The 15,297-nt window shown below is 65.5% G+C and carries 18 protein-coding genes and 1 pseudogene; 9 read left to right on the plus strand and 10 right to left on the minus strand.

The window, feature by feature from the left end:
- Positions 1–228: 228 nt before the first annotated feature.
- A complete protein-coding gene (locus B6S44_RS27425) occupies positions 229–702 on the minus strand; it encodes a hypothetical protein (RefSeq protein ID WP_248309794.1) in 474 nt (157 codons plus the stop codon).
- Between the two features lie 545 nt (positions 703–1,247).
- Between B6S44_RS27425 and B6S44_RS27430 the strand changes: the two genes are divergently transcribed.
- The 4 genes from B6S44_RS27430 (at position 1,248) to B6S44_RS27445 (ending at position 3,539) form a co-directional block, all read left to right on the plus strand.
- Positions 1,248–1,949 carry a ParA family protein gene (locus B6S44_RS27430; RefSeq protein WP_129160046.1) on the plus strand — a complete coding sequence of 234 codons (702 nt, stop codon included), beginning with the start codon at positions 1,248–1,250 and terminating at the stop codon, positions 1,947–1,949.
- Position 1,950: 1 nt separating this feature from the next.
- On the plus strand, positions 1,951–2,364 hold the full coding sequence (locus B6S44_RS27435; protein WP_129160047.1) for a hypothetical protein: 414 nt from the start codon (positions 1,951–1,953) through the stop codon (positions 2,362–2,364).
- Between the two features lie 147 nt (positions 2,365–2,511).
- On the plus strand, positions 2,512–2,910 hold the full coding sequence (locus B6S44_RS27440) for a helix-turn-helix transcriptional regulator (protein WP_248309795.1): 399 nt from the start codon (positions 2,512–2,514) through the stop codon (positions 2,908–2,910).
- A 350-nt stretch (positions 2,911–3,260) separates the two neighbouring features.
- Positions 3,261–3,539: an HU family DNA-binding protein gene (locus B6S44_RS27445; RefSeq protein WP_126116579.1), complete on the plus strand. Its 279-nt coding sequence runs from the start codon at positions 3,261–3,263 to the stop codon at positions 3,537–3,539.
- A 32-nt stretch (positions 3,540–3,571) separates the two neighbouring features.
- On the opposite strand, the gene B6S44_RS29525 is transcribed toward B6S44_RS27445, so the two are convergent.
- Together B6S44_RS29525 and B6S44_RS27450 are read right to left on the minus strand one after the other, a co-directional pair.
- Positions 3,572–3,736 (minus strand): hypothetical protein, encoded by a 165-nt coding sequence (locus tag B6S44_RS29525; protein WP_164547730.1) that lies wholly within the window; start codon positions 3,734–3,736, stop codon positions 3,572–3,574.
- Between the two features lie 397 nt (positions 3,737–4,133).
- Positions 4,134–4,445, minus strand: a complete 312-nt coding sequence (locus B6S44_RS27450; protein ID WP_129160048.1) for a DUF736 domain-containing protein — start codon at positions 4,443–4,445, stop codon at positions 4,134–4,136.
- A gap of 766 nt (positions 4,446–5,211) precedes the next feature.
- On the opposite strand from B6S44_RS27450, the gene B6S44_RS27455 reads away from it, so the two are divergent.
- Positions 5,212–6,411, plus strand: a complete 1,200-nt coding sequence (locus tag B6S44_RS27455) for a DUF1173 domain-containing protein (protein WP_129160049.1) — start codon at positions 5,212–5,214, stop codon at positions 6,409–6,411.
- 35 nt (positions 6,412–6,446) lie between these two features.
- Here B6S44_RS27455 and B6S44_RS27460 read toward each other — a convergent pair whose 3' ends face one another.
- Complete coding sequence (locus tag B6S44_RS27460) at positions 6,447–7,373, minus strand: ArdC family protein (RefSeq protein WP_129160050.1); 927 nt, start codon at positions 7,371–7,373, stop codon at positions 6,447–6,449.
- A gap of 298 nt (positions 7,374–7,671) precedes the next feature.
- Between B6S44_RS27460 and B6S44_RS27465 the strand changes: the two genes are divergently transcribed.
- Both B6S44_RS27465 and B6S44_RS27470 read left to right on the plus strand, forming a co-directional pair.
- Positions 7,672–7,974, plus strand: a complete 303-nt coding sequence (locus B6S44_RS27465; RefSeq protein ID WP_129160051.1) for a type II toxin-antitoxin system Phd/YefM family antitoxin — start codon at positions 7,672–7,674, stop codon at positions 7,972–7,974.
- On the plus strand, positions 7,971–8,444 hold the full coding sequence (locus B6S44_RS27470; protein WP_129160052.1) for a type II toxin-antitoxin system VapC family toxin: 474 nt from the start codon (positions 7,971–7,973) through the stop codon (positions 8,442–8,444). The genes B6S44_RS27465 and B6S44_RS27470 overlap by 4 nt, the downstream gene beginning before the upstream one ends.
- 93 nt (positions 8,445–8,537) lie before the next feature.
- Here the strand turns inward: B6S44_RS27470 and B6S44_RS27475 are convergent, their stop codons facing one another.
- The 5 genes from B6S44_RS27475 to B6S44_RS27495 form a co-directional block, all read right to left on the minus strand.
- A complete protein-coding gene (locus tag B6S44_RS27475) occupies positions 8,538–9,119 on the minus strand; it encodes a hypothetical protein (RefSeq protein ID WP_129160053.1) in 582 nt (193 codons plus the stop codon).
- A 105-nt stretch (positions 9,120–9,224) separates the two neighbouring features.
- Complete coding sequence (locus B6S44_RS30220) at positions 9,225–9,932, minus strand: DUF7673 family protein (RefSeq protein ID WP_465246144.1); 708 nt, start codon at positions 9,930–9,932, stop codon at positions 9,225–9,227.
- A complete protein-coding gene (locus tag B6S44_RS27485; protein ID WP_129160054.1) occupies positions 9,844–10,269 on the minus strand; it encodes a hypothetical protein in 426 nt (141 codons plus the stop codon). Before B6S44_RS27485 ends, B6S44_RS30220 begins: the two co-directional genes overlap by 89 nt.
- A gap of 207 nt (positions 10,270–10,476) precedes the next feature.
- A complete protein-coding gene (locus B6S44_RS27490) occupies positions 10,477–11,370 on the minus strand; it encodes a DNA-processing protein DprA (protein WP_248309796.1) in 894 nt (297 codons plus the stop codon).
- Positions 11,371–11,583: 213 nt separating this feature from the next.
- Positions 11,584–13,257, minus strand: a complete 1,674-nt coding sequence (locus tag B6S44_RS27495) for a ParB/RepB/Spo0J family partition protein (RefSeq protein ID WP_129160055.1) — start codon at positions 13,255–13,257, stop codon at positions 11,584–11,586.
- Positions 13,258–13,590: 333 nt separating this feature from the next.
- On the opposite strand from B6S44_RS27495, the gene B6S44_RS27500 reads away from it, so the two are divergent.
- Both B6S44_RS27500 and B6S44_RS27505 read left to right on the plus strand, forming a co-directional pair.
- Positions 13,591–13,941: an MbcA/ParS/Xre antitoxin family protein gene (locus B6S44_RS27500; protein WP_129160056.1), complete on the plus strand. Its 351-nt coding sequence runs from the start codon at positions 13,591–13,593 to the stop codon at positions 13,939–13,941.
- 8 nt (positions 13,942–13,949) lie between these two features.
- Positions 13,950–14,453: an RES family NAD+ phosphorylase gene (locus B6S44_RS27505; RefSeq protein WP_129160057.1), complete on the plus strand. Its 504-nt coding sequence runs from the start codon at positions 13,950–13,952 to the stop codon at positions 14,451–14,453.
- A gap of 55 nt (positions 14,454–14,508) precedes the next feature.
- On the opposite strand, the pseudogene B6S44_RS27510 reads toward B6S44_RS27505, so the two are convergent.
- Positions 14,509–15,231 (minus strand): annotated as a pseudogene (locus tag B6S44_RS27510) (lactate dehydrogenase); the annotation flags it as partial.
- Positions 15,232–15,297: the final 66 nt, after the last annotated feature.

Consider the following 15,297-nt stretch of genomic DNA (forward strand, 5'->3'; position numbering starts at 1 on the left):
TACCCTAGCTGCGCTGCGCAGCGCGCCCGCTGGCGATCGTCTCCACTCGGATGAGTTTATGGGCGTGGGGCATCGCGGATGGACGCGCCAAGAAGCCGCGGCTCCGCTGGCGGTCCTCCTCAAGCCGCGCAGCCTGCGGCCGGCGCCGTTCCCCGCGCGCCTGCGCTATCCCGTCGCGAGCCCCAGCGACCCGCTCCGTCCACCAGGCGATCTGGCCGGCGCGGCTCATTACACGTCGCACTCCGCCGGAAGCTCGAGCTTCGCGATACGTCGAAGCCTCAAGCCATAGGCGACGGTGATTTCAGTGAGCTCGTCATTGATCACTGACATCACATCGTAGAGCCCCTGCCAGACCGGTTCGGTGTCATCCAGCCCGACCGCTTGGCCGGAGCGGGCCGCGCGCAGGAGCTGCGCTAGGTTCCGTCCGACCATGCGAACCTGGCTCGCCAGCAGGACCACCGCCTCGGTGTTCTCGGCCGACAGCGCCGGTCCTGCTTGCACCGAGGCACGGATCAACCGGCGCACCACCTCCGCCTTCGGCAAACCGAAGAGCACGATTGCCTCACGCAGCCGCTGCTCGTCGGCCGCGGAGAGCTCGATCCGCAGCCGCGGCTTGCGTCGTGGAACGGCAGCGGACCGAGCCATCGCCCTCTTCCCTTCCGGCTGAATGGCGGATCGCCAGATCCGCCGGACCACCGACATCGCCGGATGCCGGCACCGAGCGCCGAGGCGATCTCCGGCTGCGTACCGCAGCCGCCCCGAGTTTGTGGCCCACAAACCGGTATCTTGTCAATCAACATCTATTCAAATAGACAGATGCCGAGCAAATGACCGCCGACGCGGAGGCGGCATCCTTTCAGCCTGCTCGCCTCGCGCAAGTCCCTCCCGGAACATCGCATGGGTCGCTGCGCTATTACCGCAATTCCGGTTTCACTGCATGACGCCAGCACGCAGTTGCGCCATTTCGGCAATGTCGCATTTCGCGCGTGAGGGAATATCGGATCCCAGCATCAGCGCCATTCGATATCGATCAATTCACGCTTTACGCTATCGCGGCATTCCTGGAATGCCGCATTACCCCATCCAATTTATCCGTGGTCTGGGTAAGACCGAGAAGCCGTATCGCTGTAATGCGGCATTTCCCGCCTGCGGCGATGCACGGTTGCAGCAATTGCAGTTCGCGGCATTGTCTAATATCTATTATAATATACATTACCCAAGTGAGTCTGCAGCCCCGAGGAGCACCGATGCCAAGCATCTTTGCGGTCGCCAATCCGAAGGGAGGCAGCGGCAAAACGACCGTCGCGATCATCCTCGCCGGAGAGTTTGCACGCCATGGCTATGCGGTGGCGATCATCGACGCGGATCCACAAGGCTCGTCCTACCAATGGCATGCGTCAAGCATCGCACGCGGGATGACGCCACAGGGAATCGATCTGGTCCGTGCGGCCGATGAGGCGACACTGGACGCGGCGATCGCCGATCTCGACCGCTACGACGTCGTGGTGATCGACACCCCCGGCTATTACGGCAATGTTCTGATCCAATCGGCACTTCGGGCCGATCTCGTAGTCCTGCCCTGCAAGGTCCATACGTTTGACGCCTCGCAAGTCGTGCGTACGATTCGCAATCTCGAACAGCATGCGGCTGCATCCGCCCTGCCGATGAGCCAACATCGCGTGCTGTTCAACGAGTACGACAGTCTCGACCGCAACACGCGTCCATTGCGCGAGGTCGTCGCCTATCTCGATGCCGAACAGGTGCCGATCTGTTCAAACGCGCTCTACCGCCGTGTCACCTTTCGCACGCTGACCAGCGGGCACGGCACGCTTTACCAGATGAGTGACGGCGACGAGGCCGTTCGCAAAGCGCGCTACAATGCCGACCAGGTCGTGCGAGAGCTGCTCGCGGCAAGCCAGAGCACAGCGCCAGACGAAGCGGCCGTTTGAGATGAGCGGCCCCGATTCCGACAGCAAGCCGGAGCGGCCTGCCCTGCCCCGCGACGCATTCCGACCGCAGCGTCTTGCCGCATCGAGCCCTGAGGCGTCTCCAAGACCTGTGGTCGTGACGCCCGCCTATGACGACCGCGGCGCTGGTGATCCTGCGCCTCACAACGCCTTGCCGCGTCGACACAACAATGCCGAAGCGCCTGCACGGCGACCGATGCGACCAAAAGCCGAGCGGAATCCGTTCGAGGCCTATGGCGAACGCTCATCGTCCAGGCCTTACGCGTTGCGGCTGCCGGACGCGATCGATCTCGTCCTTCGCCAGATCGCCGCCGAGGAGCGAACGCACCCGCTGCGCGTGATCGATCGGATTTTGTATGACCATCTCCGTCGGGTCGGGCGCCTGCCTCCGACATAAGACTGGCCGACGGTATCGTCAGCATCGCGAGGGTTGAACTGGCCGAACCCTGGCACGGGCAAGCCGGCGCAATCAACGGGCTTTCTCTGAATTCCTCTAATGTCTATTATCCTGAATGTTGGGACCTGATATATCGTCCCGGGAATCGTGACCGCCAACCTGGCCCCCCGATACCCGATGCCCGTTCGCAAACCCCAGCCGATCGATCACTCGATCCTCAATGAAATGATTGCGATCCGGCTGCAGCAGCTCGAAATCGAGAACGGCGGCATGGAAGCGCTTCTGCCGAAGACAGGCCTCGCGCGTCAGACCTATTACCAACTGCTCCGTGGTATCGGGAATCCGACTCTGAAGACGCTCGAACGCCTCGCCTCGAGCCTGAATATGACGGTGTTCGAGCTTCTCGGCTTCGAAATCGACGACGCTCGCCGGGCGTTGCAGAAGGGCGGGGTCGACTACGACGATCTGAGTTCCGCCATCGCCAAGAAGAACCGGGCTCAGCGCACGCTCGCGCGTGAAACACGGTCGCGCAAGCTCCCGTCATAGGTTCGGACATTCCGCGCTGGAGCCGAGCGCCGCGAGAGGATCGTCACGCGCAGGCGCGGAGACCGCTTGCGGGCTCCGGGAGCGCCCTGTCGCGAGTAGAGCTGTCCCCAAAGGGCTCGCCCAGACCTGTTCGCCCCACCATTCGTGACGCCGAAACGGTCGTGGTGCGAGACTTGGTTCGCCAAGAATGAAAGCGGATGTGGGAATTCAGCCCGGCTGGCGATGTCGAGAGTGGGCGACATCGAGAAATTCCGGGGGATAGCGAGCGACACGGTATTCTTCGCCTTTCCGTCGCCGCGCACCGACTGCGATACTCGGCGAGATCATCAACGTCACAGGATCTTTCTTCCATGACCACAGCGACCGAGATTGCCGACACGATCGCCGGCGAGCAGAAGCTGACGAAGGCGCAAGCGAAGGCTATCGTCGAGAGCGTGTTCCGGCAGATCGCCGAGGCTGCGAAGGGCGGGGCCGAGACGAATATTCCTGGCTTCGGCAAATTCAAGGTGAAGGACAAGCCAGCTCGAGAGGCACGCAACCCGTCGACCGGCGCCACCATCAAAGTCGCCGCATCGAAGAAGCTGACCTTCACGCCGGCTAAGGCCGTGAAGGACGCGCTCAACGGCTGAGACCGCGAGCGCGCCAGCAGCGCGACGCCTTCTCAGAAGGGAGGCTCGCTGCTGTAGCGGCCCTCGGCTTCGGCCAGCATGACTTCGCGCTCGGCCAGTGCGAACTCCAGCTCCGCCTCGATCTGACGACGCTCGGTGCGGTCGGTTGCATCCCGCAGTTCGGCGCGCAGTTCCTCGATGTGCTGTTCGATCGTCATCGTCGTCTCCTCGATTGAGTGTGAAAGACGACGCCGGCAGTCATGGTTGGCCGAAGGGGTCAGGGATCGCGCAGCGACCGCCGCAGGCGGCGAGTGGGGGAGCCGATTTTGTCGATGGGCGCGGCAGCGGTCGGCGGCAAAATTGGGGGCACCGCTCGTCCTTGGGGCCTTCGGGACGGCATGGCATCCTTTGACGATCTGAGCAGATTTTTTGGGCTCCGGTCAGCACCAGAAAGCCGAAGGCCGGCTCGATGCCGGCCTTCGGCTTCGACACACGAAAAGGCGGTCCATCGGCGAACCGGGACCTGCTTTGCGGGTTGGCGGCGTGGCGTCGTCCGTCGCCATCGCTGGCATGAAGAAGCCCCGCCTGGACGGCGGGGCTCGTTCGCGGTGGGGATCAGGCCTCCCGCTTCGGGCGGTTCCAGATCAGGGTGTAGTCCCCTTCGGTCTCGCCCGGCCAGAGTGCCGCGGTGATCGGAGCGTTGAAGCTCGGATCGTCGAGCTTGAGCGAGATGTAGGGCTCGCCGTCGCCGGAGACCGCATTCCAGCCCGCGCCGACCTCGGCGCCGTTGCCGGTGACGCGGAAGTCCGGGGCGTCGCGCGAGACACGCTCGATCGGGTGCAGGCGGGCCTGGAAGCGGACGCTGAGGGTGCGGACGTTGCCGACGATGCCGTTGCCGTTGCTCTTGAATTCGCCGATGACAGCCATGATGGGATCCTTTCCGGTTTGCTCGGACCGCGCCCGTCGCGGCCTCGATGGCGGTGTCGGGACCGGGGGCGCTCGACCCCGCACCCGCCGGGGTCCCCGTTGCGCTTGCGCAATGGGGTGGTCCTTAGGGCCGCAACGCAGTGGAGGGCGGCCGGTCCTGGCTTTTTTGCTTCGCGATGCAAAGGCGGCGCAGCCGCCGGCGGAAAAAAGCCGGGACCGGCCGTTGCGGACGGGCGATCGAGACGAAAGTCGTCCCCCGGTCACACCCAATCCATCGAGACCGCAACTGGGCGCAACCGTGACGCCGAACAGGAAGGGGCCCGAGCAGGCCGCTCTCCATCGGTGGAGTTCAAGGGATACGCCGACGTCGACAACATCGTCGTGCCCGTTCGGTGCTGTCCGCCCGGATCTTGCCCGGCCAGTTCCGCCGACGTCTCCAGCCACGCCATGCCGCACCGCCGGACCGCAGCGGCCGGGGGTGGATGCGCAACGAATGAGCTCTGAGATCGGGAGAGCCGGCATCTCCGCCGGCGCCACCAAAGCAGCTTTCCGTCGCCGCATCGGCAGTCCCCGAGCGCGGACGGGATGGACTGGCTCCCGGATGGGCCGCCAAGCATGGCAGGCCTCTCGCTCCCCAACGAGCTCCGCTGCCAGGGCGGGGTTCGGAGCACGCCATGGCAAGCGCGCCTTGCGGCGACCCACCCGCACGGGTTGCAGCGCCGGTCCGGCCGGGCGAAACTTCGACGGCCAAGCCAGGAGGAGATGAATGCGCCGGTTCGAGATCGCAGGACGCATTCGGACCGAAGACGATCCGGCAGTGCCGGCGGCGATCGCGGCGGCTTATCGCGATCGGATGCGCCCGCTGTGTCTGTGCCGCGAGCCCGGCATCCCGATGTATGTCGCGGCGATGGGCGAGCAATTCGTCGTCAAACGCATGCCGCTCAGCGGCGGCCAGCACGATCCAGCCTGCGATTCTTATGAGCCGCCGGTCGATCTGTCGGGTCTCGGCCCGCTGATGGGCAGTGCCATCCGGCTCGATCCCGCGAGCGGAATGGCGGCATTGCGGCTGGAGTTCAGCCTGACGCGAACCGGCAGCCGGGCCGCGCCGACGCCAGGCGCAACGGAATCGACCTCGGTGAAGAGCGAGGCACGCCGGCTGTCGCTGCGCGGGTTGCTGCATCTGCTCTGGAACGAGGCCGGCCTCACCAAATGGACCTCGGCCTGGGCCGGCAAGCGCCACTGGTGGAACGTCCGCTACCATCTGATCGAAGCAGCCAGGACCATGCTGGTGAAGGGTGCGCCGCTCAGCGAGGTCCTGCTGATCCCCGAGCCTTTCCGCGCAGCGAACAAGGATGCGATCGAGCAGCGGCGCGCCGCCGCGCTGAGCGCGGTCCAGCCACAGAAGACCGGCCCGCGTAAGCTCATGGTGCTGGTCGGGGAGGTCAAGGAGTTCCAGCCGGCACGCGGCGGCCATCGGCTCATCGTCAAGCATTTGCCCGGCTTTCCGTTCCTGCTCGACGACAGGAGCTTGGTCCGCGTGCAGGCGCGCTTCGAAGCGGAGCTCGCGCTATGGGCGGCGAATGATGCCTCGCATCTGATCTCCGTCGCGACCTTCGGACTCAATGCCGCCGGTCTCGCGATCGTCGAGGAGATCGCGTTGATGGTCGTGGCGCAGAACTGGATCCCCTATGAATCCGCTCAGGAGCTACGCCTCGTCGAGGTGCTGGCGAAGGCGCGCGAGCAGAGCATCAAGGGCCTGCGCTATGCCTCGCCAGCCGACCAGCCGATCGTGGCGGCGCTGTTGATGCAGCACCGGCCACGGCCACTCGCCCTCTTCGTCGTGCCGGCCAGCGCCGACGATGCCTATGAGGCCGCGCTCGAGGAGATGATCGCCGCTCGGCCCGAGATGGATAGCTGGATCTGGCACGTGAGCCAGGGCGAGATGCCGGCTTTACCAGCTCGGTAGGGCGACGCGGTGACGCGACGGGCGACACATAAACCTCAGGCCGCCTCCTGCCGGCATTTCGCCAGGGGCTGAAGATCATGGCGATAGGCGACGGCACGCTGGGCGTGGGCAGCCGCCTGGAAGATCGCCCGGCGGTCGCCATCGAGCAGCTTGAGCCACGAGGCGACATAGCTGGCATGGTCGGGGCGAGGCTCGAGCTCCGGCACGATACCGAGATCGGCGCAAAGGAAGCAGGCGCCGATATCCGCGATCAGCTCTTCCCGGGCCCGCTCTGTCAGGTCCTTGTGATAGCGGCTGAGATCCCGGTTCAGCCGATGCGGTGCGCCCGCCCAGTGGACGCATTCATGGCCGAGGACCGCAACATAGGATTCGGCATCGCGGAAGCTCTGCAATTCCGGCATCTGGATGCTGTCGCTGCCCGGCGCGTAGAACGCCCTCGAGCCGCCGTGACGGATCACCACGCCGGTGTTGGCGAAGAAGCGGTCGGCGTGCTCGATCCGCACCAGCGGATCGGCCGGCGGCTCCGGGCGCTGGTAATAGTGATCGGGCAAGCCTTCAATCTGGTCGCAATTGAAGACGGTATAGGCCTTGAGGAACGGGATATCCCGCTCGACCTCGCCGCCGGCGGCATCGACCTCGGTCTTGGTGAAGCGGCTGGCATAGACGACGCTCGCGCCGCTTTCGCCTTTGCGCACATGGGCGCCGAGCTCGTTCGCCTGGCGAAACGTCATCCACATCGTCGAAGTGAAGCCGCGCGCCACCGCTTCCGACCAGAGCAGCAGGACATTGAGCCCGGTATAGGGCTGGCCATTGTGGCGCAGCGGCCGGGTGATCCGTCCACTCGCCTTGCCCGCATTCCAGGGCTGGACCCAGGGGCGGGTGCCCTTCTCGAGATCCGCCACGATGCGTTCGGTGATGCGCGTATAGATGTCGGCGCGCGTTTCCCTATCCTTGGCCGTCATTGTCTTGTCCTCCGTTTCGGGGCCGCGCCCATCGCGGCCGGTCACGGAGGTCCGGTGCCGGGGCAATCAGGAGGGTCGCGCACCCGGCCATCCGCCCGCGCTCGCGCGGCGGGTGGTCATGGGCCGAAACGCAGTGGAGGACGGCGAAGCCGTTGCGCGAACAACCGGCCCCGGCAGGACCACCGCCCGGGACGGGCCGCATGGTGCGTTTCCCTCATTTTCTGGTCCGGCCATCCGCGATCTGGCGGAACCGCCCGCGCCGTGCTAAATATCTGACCATCTGACTAGGTGTGAGACGATGACCAAGCAAGCGAACCTGAAGACTGTGAAGGCAGTCGGACGCCAGAGCCCGGTGGGACGGTGGAAGCTCGAAGACGCCAAGGCGCGGTTCAGCGAGGTGGTGCGGCATGCGCGCGAGAACGGGCCGCAACGCGTGACCGTGCGCGGGCACGACGCTGTCGTCGTGATGAGCGTCGAGGAGTTCGAGCGCCTCGTGCCGGAGAAGCCGCGGGCGCCGTTCGTCGAGTTCATGGAAAGCCTTCATCTTGGCGGGCTCAATCTGGAGCGCGAGATGGATCGCGGACGGGACGTCGAACTTTGAAGGGCTGGCTGCTGGACACCAATGTCGTCGCCGCGCTGATCAGTCCGCAGGGAGCGCCATCCGTGAAGTCCTGGGCGGCAGCGCAGGACGAGCGCTTCTTCAACATCAGCGTTCTCACACTCGCCGAATACGACAAGGGCATTCACAACCTTGCGGACGATCACGCCGACCGGCCTGGATACATCGCGGCGCGCGATGCGCTGGAAGTGCGGTTCGGGGAGCGAATCCTGTCGCTGACCGACGAGGTCGTGCGGCGATGGGGTCGTCTCGCCGGCGAGGTGAAGCGCGCCTCCGGACATCCACCACCGGTGATCGATACGATGCTCGCTGCTACGGCGATCGAGCATGATCTCTACCTAGTCACCCGCAACGTGAAGGATGCGCGGCCATCCGGCGCGCTCATATTCGATCCGTGGAATAACGATCCGGCGAAATTTCCGCTCAGCGAGCGAGCCGGCCGGGTGAGATAGCTGCAAAGACAAAAAGGTCGGCCTCTTGAGAGACCGGCCTGTCGCAGTCGTTGGCGCGAAGACGGGCGAGGCATCCGCCTCGCCCGTAGCGACTCAGCTGAAGGCCGCCATCTGCATCTCGGCCGCCTTGCGATCGACGGCCTGGCCAGGATTCTCGACCGCGCGCTCGAACGGCTTCCAGCGCTCGCCGACGACCTGCTCGTAGGCCGCGACGGCGCCCTCGGCCGCCATGCGAAGCGCGTGGGCCTGGACGCCCATATCGGCGGCAAACTCGCGCTTGCGCTGCGCGGCGCTCTCGAAGCCGACCGGACCGTCGAGATCGTCGTCGCGGGCCTGGTTGGCGAGCTTGCTCGTGAGGTCGCGGGCCTCGCTGACGGCCCGGCTGTAGAACTGGCCAGCGCCATGGGCAGAGCCGACATAGGAGCCGACGATCCGCTGCAGATGGATCTGCATCGCGCGCTCGGCGAGGCCTTCTCGCAGCGCATCGGCCGTCTCGACGATCAGCCGTTCGTGCAGGTCGCGGATGCCGTCGCTGTCGAGCACCGGTAATCCGAAGCTCTCTGCGATGAGGATGGCCTGCGCTGCATCCGGGCAGGCGAGCCGGGCCATTTCGAGGGTCGTGCCCTTGCGGAGTTGGACGACGCGGGCGGTCGGGCGGGGAGCGGTCCTGGACATGCGAGCTTCCTTCCTTCGGTTGTGCCGAAGAACCGGACCGGCCCCTGCCGGCCCTCCCTTCGGGCGCGCTCGAACGAAACCGGCGGAAAGACGGACGCTTCAGGGCTAGGGGCGGCCAAATCGAGCGGGGCAGGTCTGCGGGCAAGCGGGGCGTAGGCCCTGTGCCGCCCCGCGGATCTGCCCTGCCGAGAGCGGTCGAACCGGCCGCGCAGCGGCGCGGAACGCGGCCTTGAAGCGGCCGGCCGCCGGTTTAAGAGCGCAAACCCGGCCGAAGGGAGGGCCGGCGGGGACCGGCACGAGAGAGGCCACTGAAGGGGGACACAGCGTCAGGGATCGCGTCGCGACCGCCCACAACGTTCCATCCAAGCCGCAACGGTTGTTATCGCGAACAGGCTCATGCCGTCTGCGCAGCGCGCGCCCAGATCTCCGGTCGCCAGAGATGATCGCCTCGATCTCGGCACGATAGGCATCCGGGTGCTCGGCAACCGATCGGCCGGCGAGCCAGGTGAAGACCGAGGCCATGTCCTGTCCGATTGTCCCGTCGACAGCGAATATGTCGGCAAGGTCGAAGCCGCCGGGGTCGTCGGCATTCCACCAGGCGAGGATGAAATTCGCGATGCGCCGCGACTGGCCAGGATCGTGCGGGCGTGGCGCAAAAACCGCTCGAGAGCGTTCGACGGGTAGCTTGAATACCTGGACGGCAAGATGTTGTAACTGATCCGGATCAGGTGTCGTCGAGATTCTCGAGCGGGTTCGGGAAGACGCGACGGGCCCAAAACAGCCCGAAGATTTTCGCGGCTGGGTATCTCGCATGCAGGACCGCCTGCGCCGCCTTGAAATGCGTTCCTGCCGTGAGGACGTCATCAACCAGAGCAATTTCGGTAGGCGCCGGAAGCTCGACGCTGGTGTCGATTTCGTGGAGCCGGGCTAAATCGGCCACGCTCATTCGATCGACCTCGTAAAATGGCGCGGTCGAGACGGTCTGCCTGAGGAGATCACGGACATCCACCGCGAAGCCAGCCGCATCGGCGATGCGTCGGCAGACGTTCAGCACGCGCGCGTCGTGCTCAGGATCGCCACGAACCTTCGAAGGAGTGATGGGGACGAGGGTGCCAATGCGCAGCCAGTCGACGCTTAGGCTCGCGAACATCTCGCGGCCGCAGAGCGCGATCGCCCCGCCCTTATACTGGTAGCCACCCTGCCCGCGCTTCTTCTTGAGGTTGCTGATCTGCTGATTGGTTTCCCCACCTCGCCAGCCGACCCCGGCCGTGTATTCGCGGAGATAGGCGCATTCGTCTTCGGCATGAGATGGAAGTGGTCGCCCCGGGTTGTCGCATCGATGAGCTGAAAGCGAATCTCAGCCATCGAGGTGAGCCATCAAATCCTTGAACGACCGGACACGGATGGCGCCCTGCTTCTCAAAGCGAGCGGGCCAAGTCAGATCGGGGCGGCGGAAAGCCGAGTCGAGAATGAAGAGCTTGCGCTTCTGGTGGAGCGCCGCACGCGCTTGGATGAGAGTGCCCGATGTCTCGCCGGCCTCGACGATGATAGTCGCTTCGGTCAGTGCGCTCATCGTCACGTTGCGTTGAGGAAAGAACAGGCGGTTCTGGTTCGGGTTCTGCTTCGCGTAGCGCAGCGCCGGAACCTGAGTGATCACGAGGAAGTCGCGGGCGATGCGCTCCTGCAAAAGCTGGTTCTCGCGCGGGTAAACGGCACCAAGAGGCGTCCCTACTACTGCAATCGTGCGGCCGCCAGCTGCCATCGCACCCGAATGGGCTGCTGTGTCGATCCCCTTCGCCAGACCGGAAACTACGGTAACGTCGTGCTTAACCAGGCCACGGGCGATCTGCCGAGCGAGATCGGCTCCCTCTTCGCTTGGCTCGCGGCTTCCTACGACAGCGACGCAGCGGGTTTCTGTCAGCTCCCAATTGCCTCGATAATACAGCAACTCGACAGGGTGTCTGGCATCCCGGAGCTTTCGCGGATACTCGCCCGCGTGGTTGATTCGAATGCCATATTGCTTGATGCCGGCCGCGGCAAAGCGCTCGCGAACCTGTCGAAGGCAATCCGTTGCCTGACTGGGGCTGACGAAGTCGGACGGCATGGCTGTAGGATCGGCCGCAAAACGATCCGCGACGGTTTTGAATGTCGCGCCCGGCTCAAGCCACATGGCTTCATACGCGCCGATTTCTCGCCCTGGAGAAATCGGGGCAACCGCCGGGCCGTCGGCCTTCCGCGCGATAAGACTCATTCGAACAAGCTGCCATCATTCTGCGGCCCTTGCGAGCCGCCTTGTTAAGCCCCGCTTACACAACGCCGCACGATTGCAAAAGTGCGACAGGATCGCCGTACCGCCTGCTTGACGATATGCGCTGAACGCGAGGACTGTTGTACTGACCGAAACAAAACCGCCGCCGGACGAGCCGGCGGCGGCTGTAGGTTGGATGAACGATGCGCAGCGCTGCTAGGCAGCCTCGCGGAACTGCTCCGCATCGTCGCCCTGGGCTTCGGCGCCGGAGTCGCAGTCCTGCAATTCCGTGTGCGGCTCCTCCTGCTCGTCCTCGGCAACAGCCTCGTGCTTCGCGAGCCAATTCGCCAGCGCGGCCGAATCCGGCGCGAAGAGCGCCGAAGGATGGACGAAGCGGCCATCAGTGAAATGCGCCACGAGCGCGGCCCGGGTTTCCTTCACGCGCGGACGCGGCAGGACCGGCGTGTCCTTGCACGAGCCCTCGAGCGCCGGACGCGACAGGCAGGACAGGAACTCTTCGGTGCCCATGTTCGGCAGGAAGGCATCCGCACCGATCGCTTCGCCGGCGATGCGAGCCACGATCCCGGAATCGGAGCGGTTCTCCCGGCACGAGAGCACCTCGATCAGTGCGCCTCGCGCAGCCTGCTGCAGCGTGTCCTCGTCGAAGCCGAGCTTGCCGTCCTGGCCGATCAGCCGCACGGCGTGGCGATCCATGCGGGCAAAGCCATAGACATCGTCACTGGTGCCGGATGCGATCGTGATGTTGCGCCCGGCAAGCGCCAGCACGAGGAGCGCCATCAGGGTGTCGTTGGCGATCGGCGCCCGCGACAAGGCTTCGTGGAGCGCATCGGTGCGGAAGTCCCCGATCATCCCGATCCCCCGGCGCGTGACGTCGGGACGGCCCGTTGGAGTTTCGGCCGCGTCGCCGGCCGGGGACGTGCCGTTGCCTTGCGCCTTCTTCGGCGCGGGCATCCGATAGGCCACGCTCTGAACCGTGCCATTGCGATCGAGATACATGGCGATGCGATCGCTCTTGCCTGCCTTGCCGTAGACGCGCTCCGCCTTCGGCGGAAGAATCGGCTCACCCCAGCTGTTGACCTCGGCGATGACGCCGCGCTTGGGAAGATGGTTCGTCATCCACTCCTGCTGAGCGCCGAGAAAGGCCTCGACATTGGTGGTGTAGCGGCCGTCCTCGTCGGCGGGTCCGAACAGGTCCTCGACCCATTCGATGCCGTAAGCGCGCGCGAGCTCGTCGTCGAAGCTGGCATGCTTGGCGTACATCCGGGTCTTGGTCAGCGCGTTCGAGACGTTCCACCAGGTAACCTTCGGATCGTCCTTGGAGGGCTTGTACTTCTTCCAGACCTCCTTCTGGTCGTCGACCGGGGCCGCCGCAATGGTGCGGAGCTGCTGCTCGTTGGGCATGTCGCCCTTGGCCATGTGATCGAGCATGGCGGGAAGGACGCTGCCGAAGAGCCTGAGCTGCCGAACGCGCCGAGGCGCCAGCCCCAGCGCCGCTGCGATCGCTTCCTCGGTCCAGCCGAGCACGACCAACCGCTCGATACCACGCCACTGATCGACAGGGTTGAGCGGTTCCCGAGCGACATTCTCGATCATCGAGCGCATCGCGCCGTGATCGTCCGAAACTTCGACCTCCAGAACCTCGATCTCGTCGAGACCGGCCGCGATCGCCTGCTTCACGCGACGGTGGCCGACCTCGATGAGGTACCCGTTACCGCCGCCCTGCTCGGGGACGATGACGGGCGGCTGCAGGATGCCGACGAGCTTGATGGTAGCGAGCAGCAGGGCATCGGCCTGGGACGTGGACTTCGTCCGGCGCGAGCGATCGGGATTGTCCTTCAAGGCGCGCGGATCGACCTTCTTGAGTAGCATGGCAGGCTCCTTTTCAGGGGTGTGGGCGCGGCTTCGCACCGGCCCTTCTCCGTCTTCTGTCCGAAGACCCCCTCACGCCCGCGGAGCGGGCGGGCCGGAGCAACTGCGGCCGAGCAGCCCGGCCGGGCGGCCAAGCGGGGCGCGTGAAGCCCTGCGCAGGACGCCGGGCCGGGATCGCGAGTGGCGCGGTTGAGCGCCAGCGGCAGCGGCGCGCCCGGTCTGCGAGCAGCCGTTCCCCTTTCCCTTTCTCTTCTCCCGACCGGATTGAAACACGCTTATTTCGACGCTATATTGCGTCAGAATGATTGGCATTTCTGAATGAAGGTGAGCGCCATGGGACTTGCCCAATATGCTGACGGCGGGTTGTTCTCGCCGCGCAAGATCGCGGAGACGCTGCGCACCACGAGCGAGGAGATCGCCCGCACGGCCGGTCTCGGCAAGGATGCGATCCAGCGCAAGGAGCGCATCCGCTCCGACAAGACGCAACGCCGGCTGCGCGAAGTGACGGAAATCATCAATAAGGTCGAGCCGCGCTTCGGCTCGGCGCTGATGGCTTATGCCTGGTATCGCTCCGAGCCCCTGCCCGGCTTTTCCGGCCTGACGGCGATGCAGCTCGTCCGTGACGGCCGCGCCGACGAAGTGCTCGACTATATCGACGCGGTCGACGCCGGCGTTCACGCATAACCTGGCTGATGCACTTCCAGGGGGTCCTCTACCGGGCGCTGAACCCGGTCTATGCCCGCGAGCCGCTATCGGGACGCGGGGCTGAGCTGTACGGGGGGCGCTTCAACCGGAAAGGGACGCCAGCGCTCTACACGTCGGTGTCGATCATGACGGCTTTGCGGGAAGCCAACCAGGTCGGCAGCTTGCAACCGACGACCCTCGTCTCCTACGACGCGGACATCGAGCGCGTTTTCGACTGCCGGGACGATGACGCCCTTCAGGTGAAAGGGATGGATGCCGCGGCCCTCAATGATCCGACCTGGCGCGATCAGATGAAGACGGCGGGAGAAGCGAAAACCCAGACCTTCGCCCGACAGCTCATCGCCTCAGGCTATCATGGATTGTTGGTCAGAAGCTTCGCCCCCGGGGCAACCCCCGACGACCTCAACCTCGTTCTCTGGAGGTGGGGCGACACGACGCCAAGCCGCCTCACTCTGATCGACGACGAGCACCGACTTTCCCGGCAGCCCTGACGAGCGACATGAGGATGGCCGGCCTCGCCCGAGGGCGCGCCGGCCACCGGGCCGATCACGCTGCGATCGCGTCAACCGCACCGATGCCGTCGATATCCTTCGCCAGCGCCGCATCGACCTCCGCGAGCAGGCGGTGTTTCTCCGCCAGCTCCGAGGCGAAAGCGAACGCCCCCTCGCCGCGCGACCGGTAGGATGCAAGCCTGCGGCGCGCGTCGGCCAGGCGCTGGCGGCAGCGCTCCCGATCACCTTCGAAGCCGTCGAGCGCATGCTCGAGGCGGGAGATCGCGCCAAGCGGCGTGGTCGTCACCGGAAGCTCGATTTCGTGGTCGGCGCCGGCGCGCATCAGCATGGTCGTGTACCGGTAGCCGTCCTTGCCGAAGCGCTCACCGGCATAGGCGAGGTCGAAGCCACCGATCGTGGCGATGACGCTCTCGCCCTTCTGCTGGAGCTGAACCATGGTTAGAATCTCCTGCATGAGCGCACGGCCAGCCTCCTTGCGCTCGACATAAGCCTTGCCGGCAACGGTCATGGCGAAGGCCTCGTCGCCGGTCGGAATCAGGCGGTCGAGATCCTGCCCGATCTCGGCGATGCGCCGCGTCGAGACCTCGATCTCGCGCACGGCGTCGCGGATCTGTCGCCCCACAGCCTGCTGGTCATCCCGATGCGCTGCACGCAGGCGTACGAGCCGGGCCATATCCGCTTCGAGACAGGCCTTCTGCATCCGCCGCGGCCCGCCTCAGGCCACCGCCTTCTCCATCGCAACACGCTTGGCCTCACCCCCCTCCCCCCGCCACCCCCCCACCCGTCCTCCCTCCGGCACACCCCCAGCCACGTACCCTTTTTT

The organism is Allobosea sp. Tri-44 (assembly GCF_004123845.1).
In the GTDB taxonomy this organism is placed as follows: domain Bacteria; phylum Pseudomonadota; class Alphaproteobacteria; order Rhizobiales; family Beijerinckiaceae; genus Allobosea.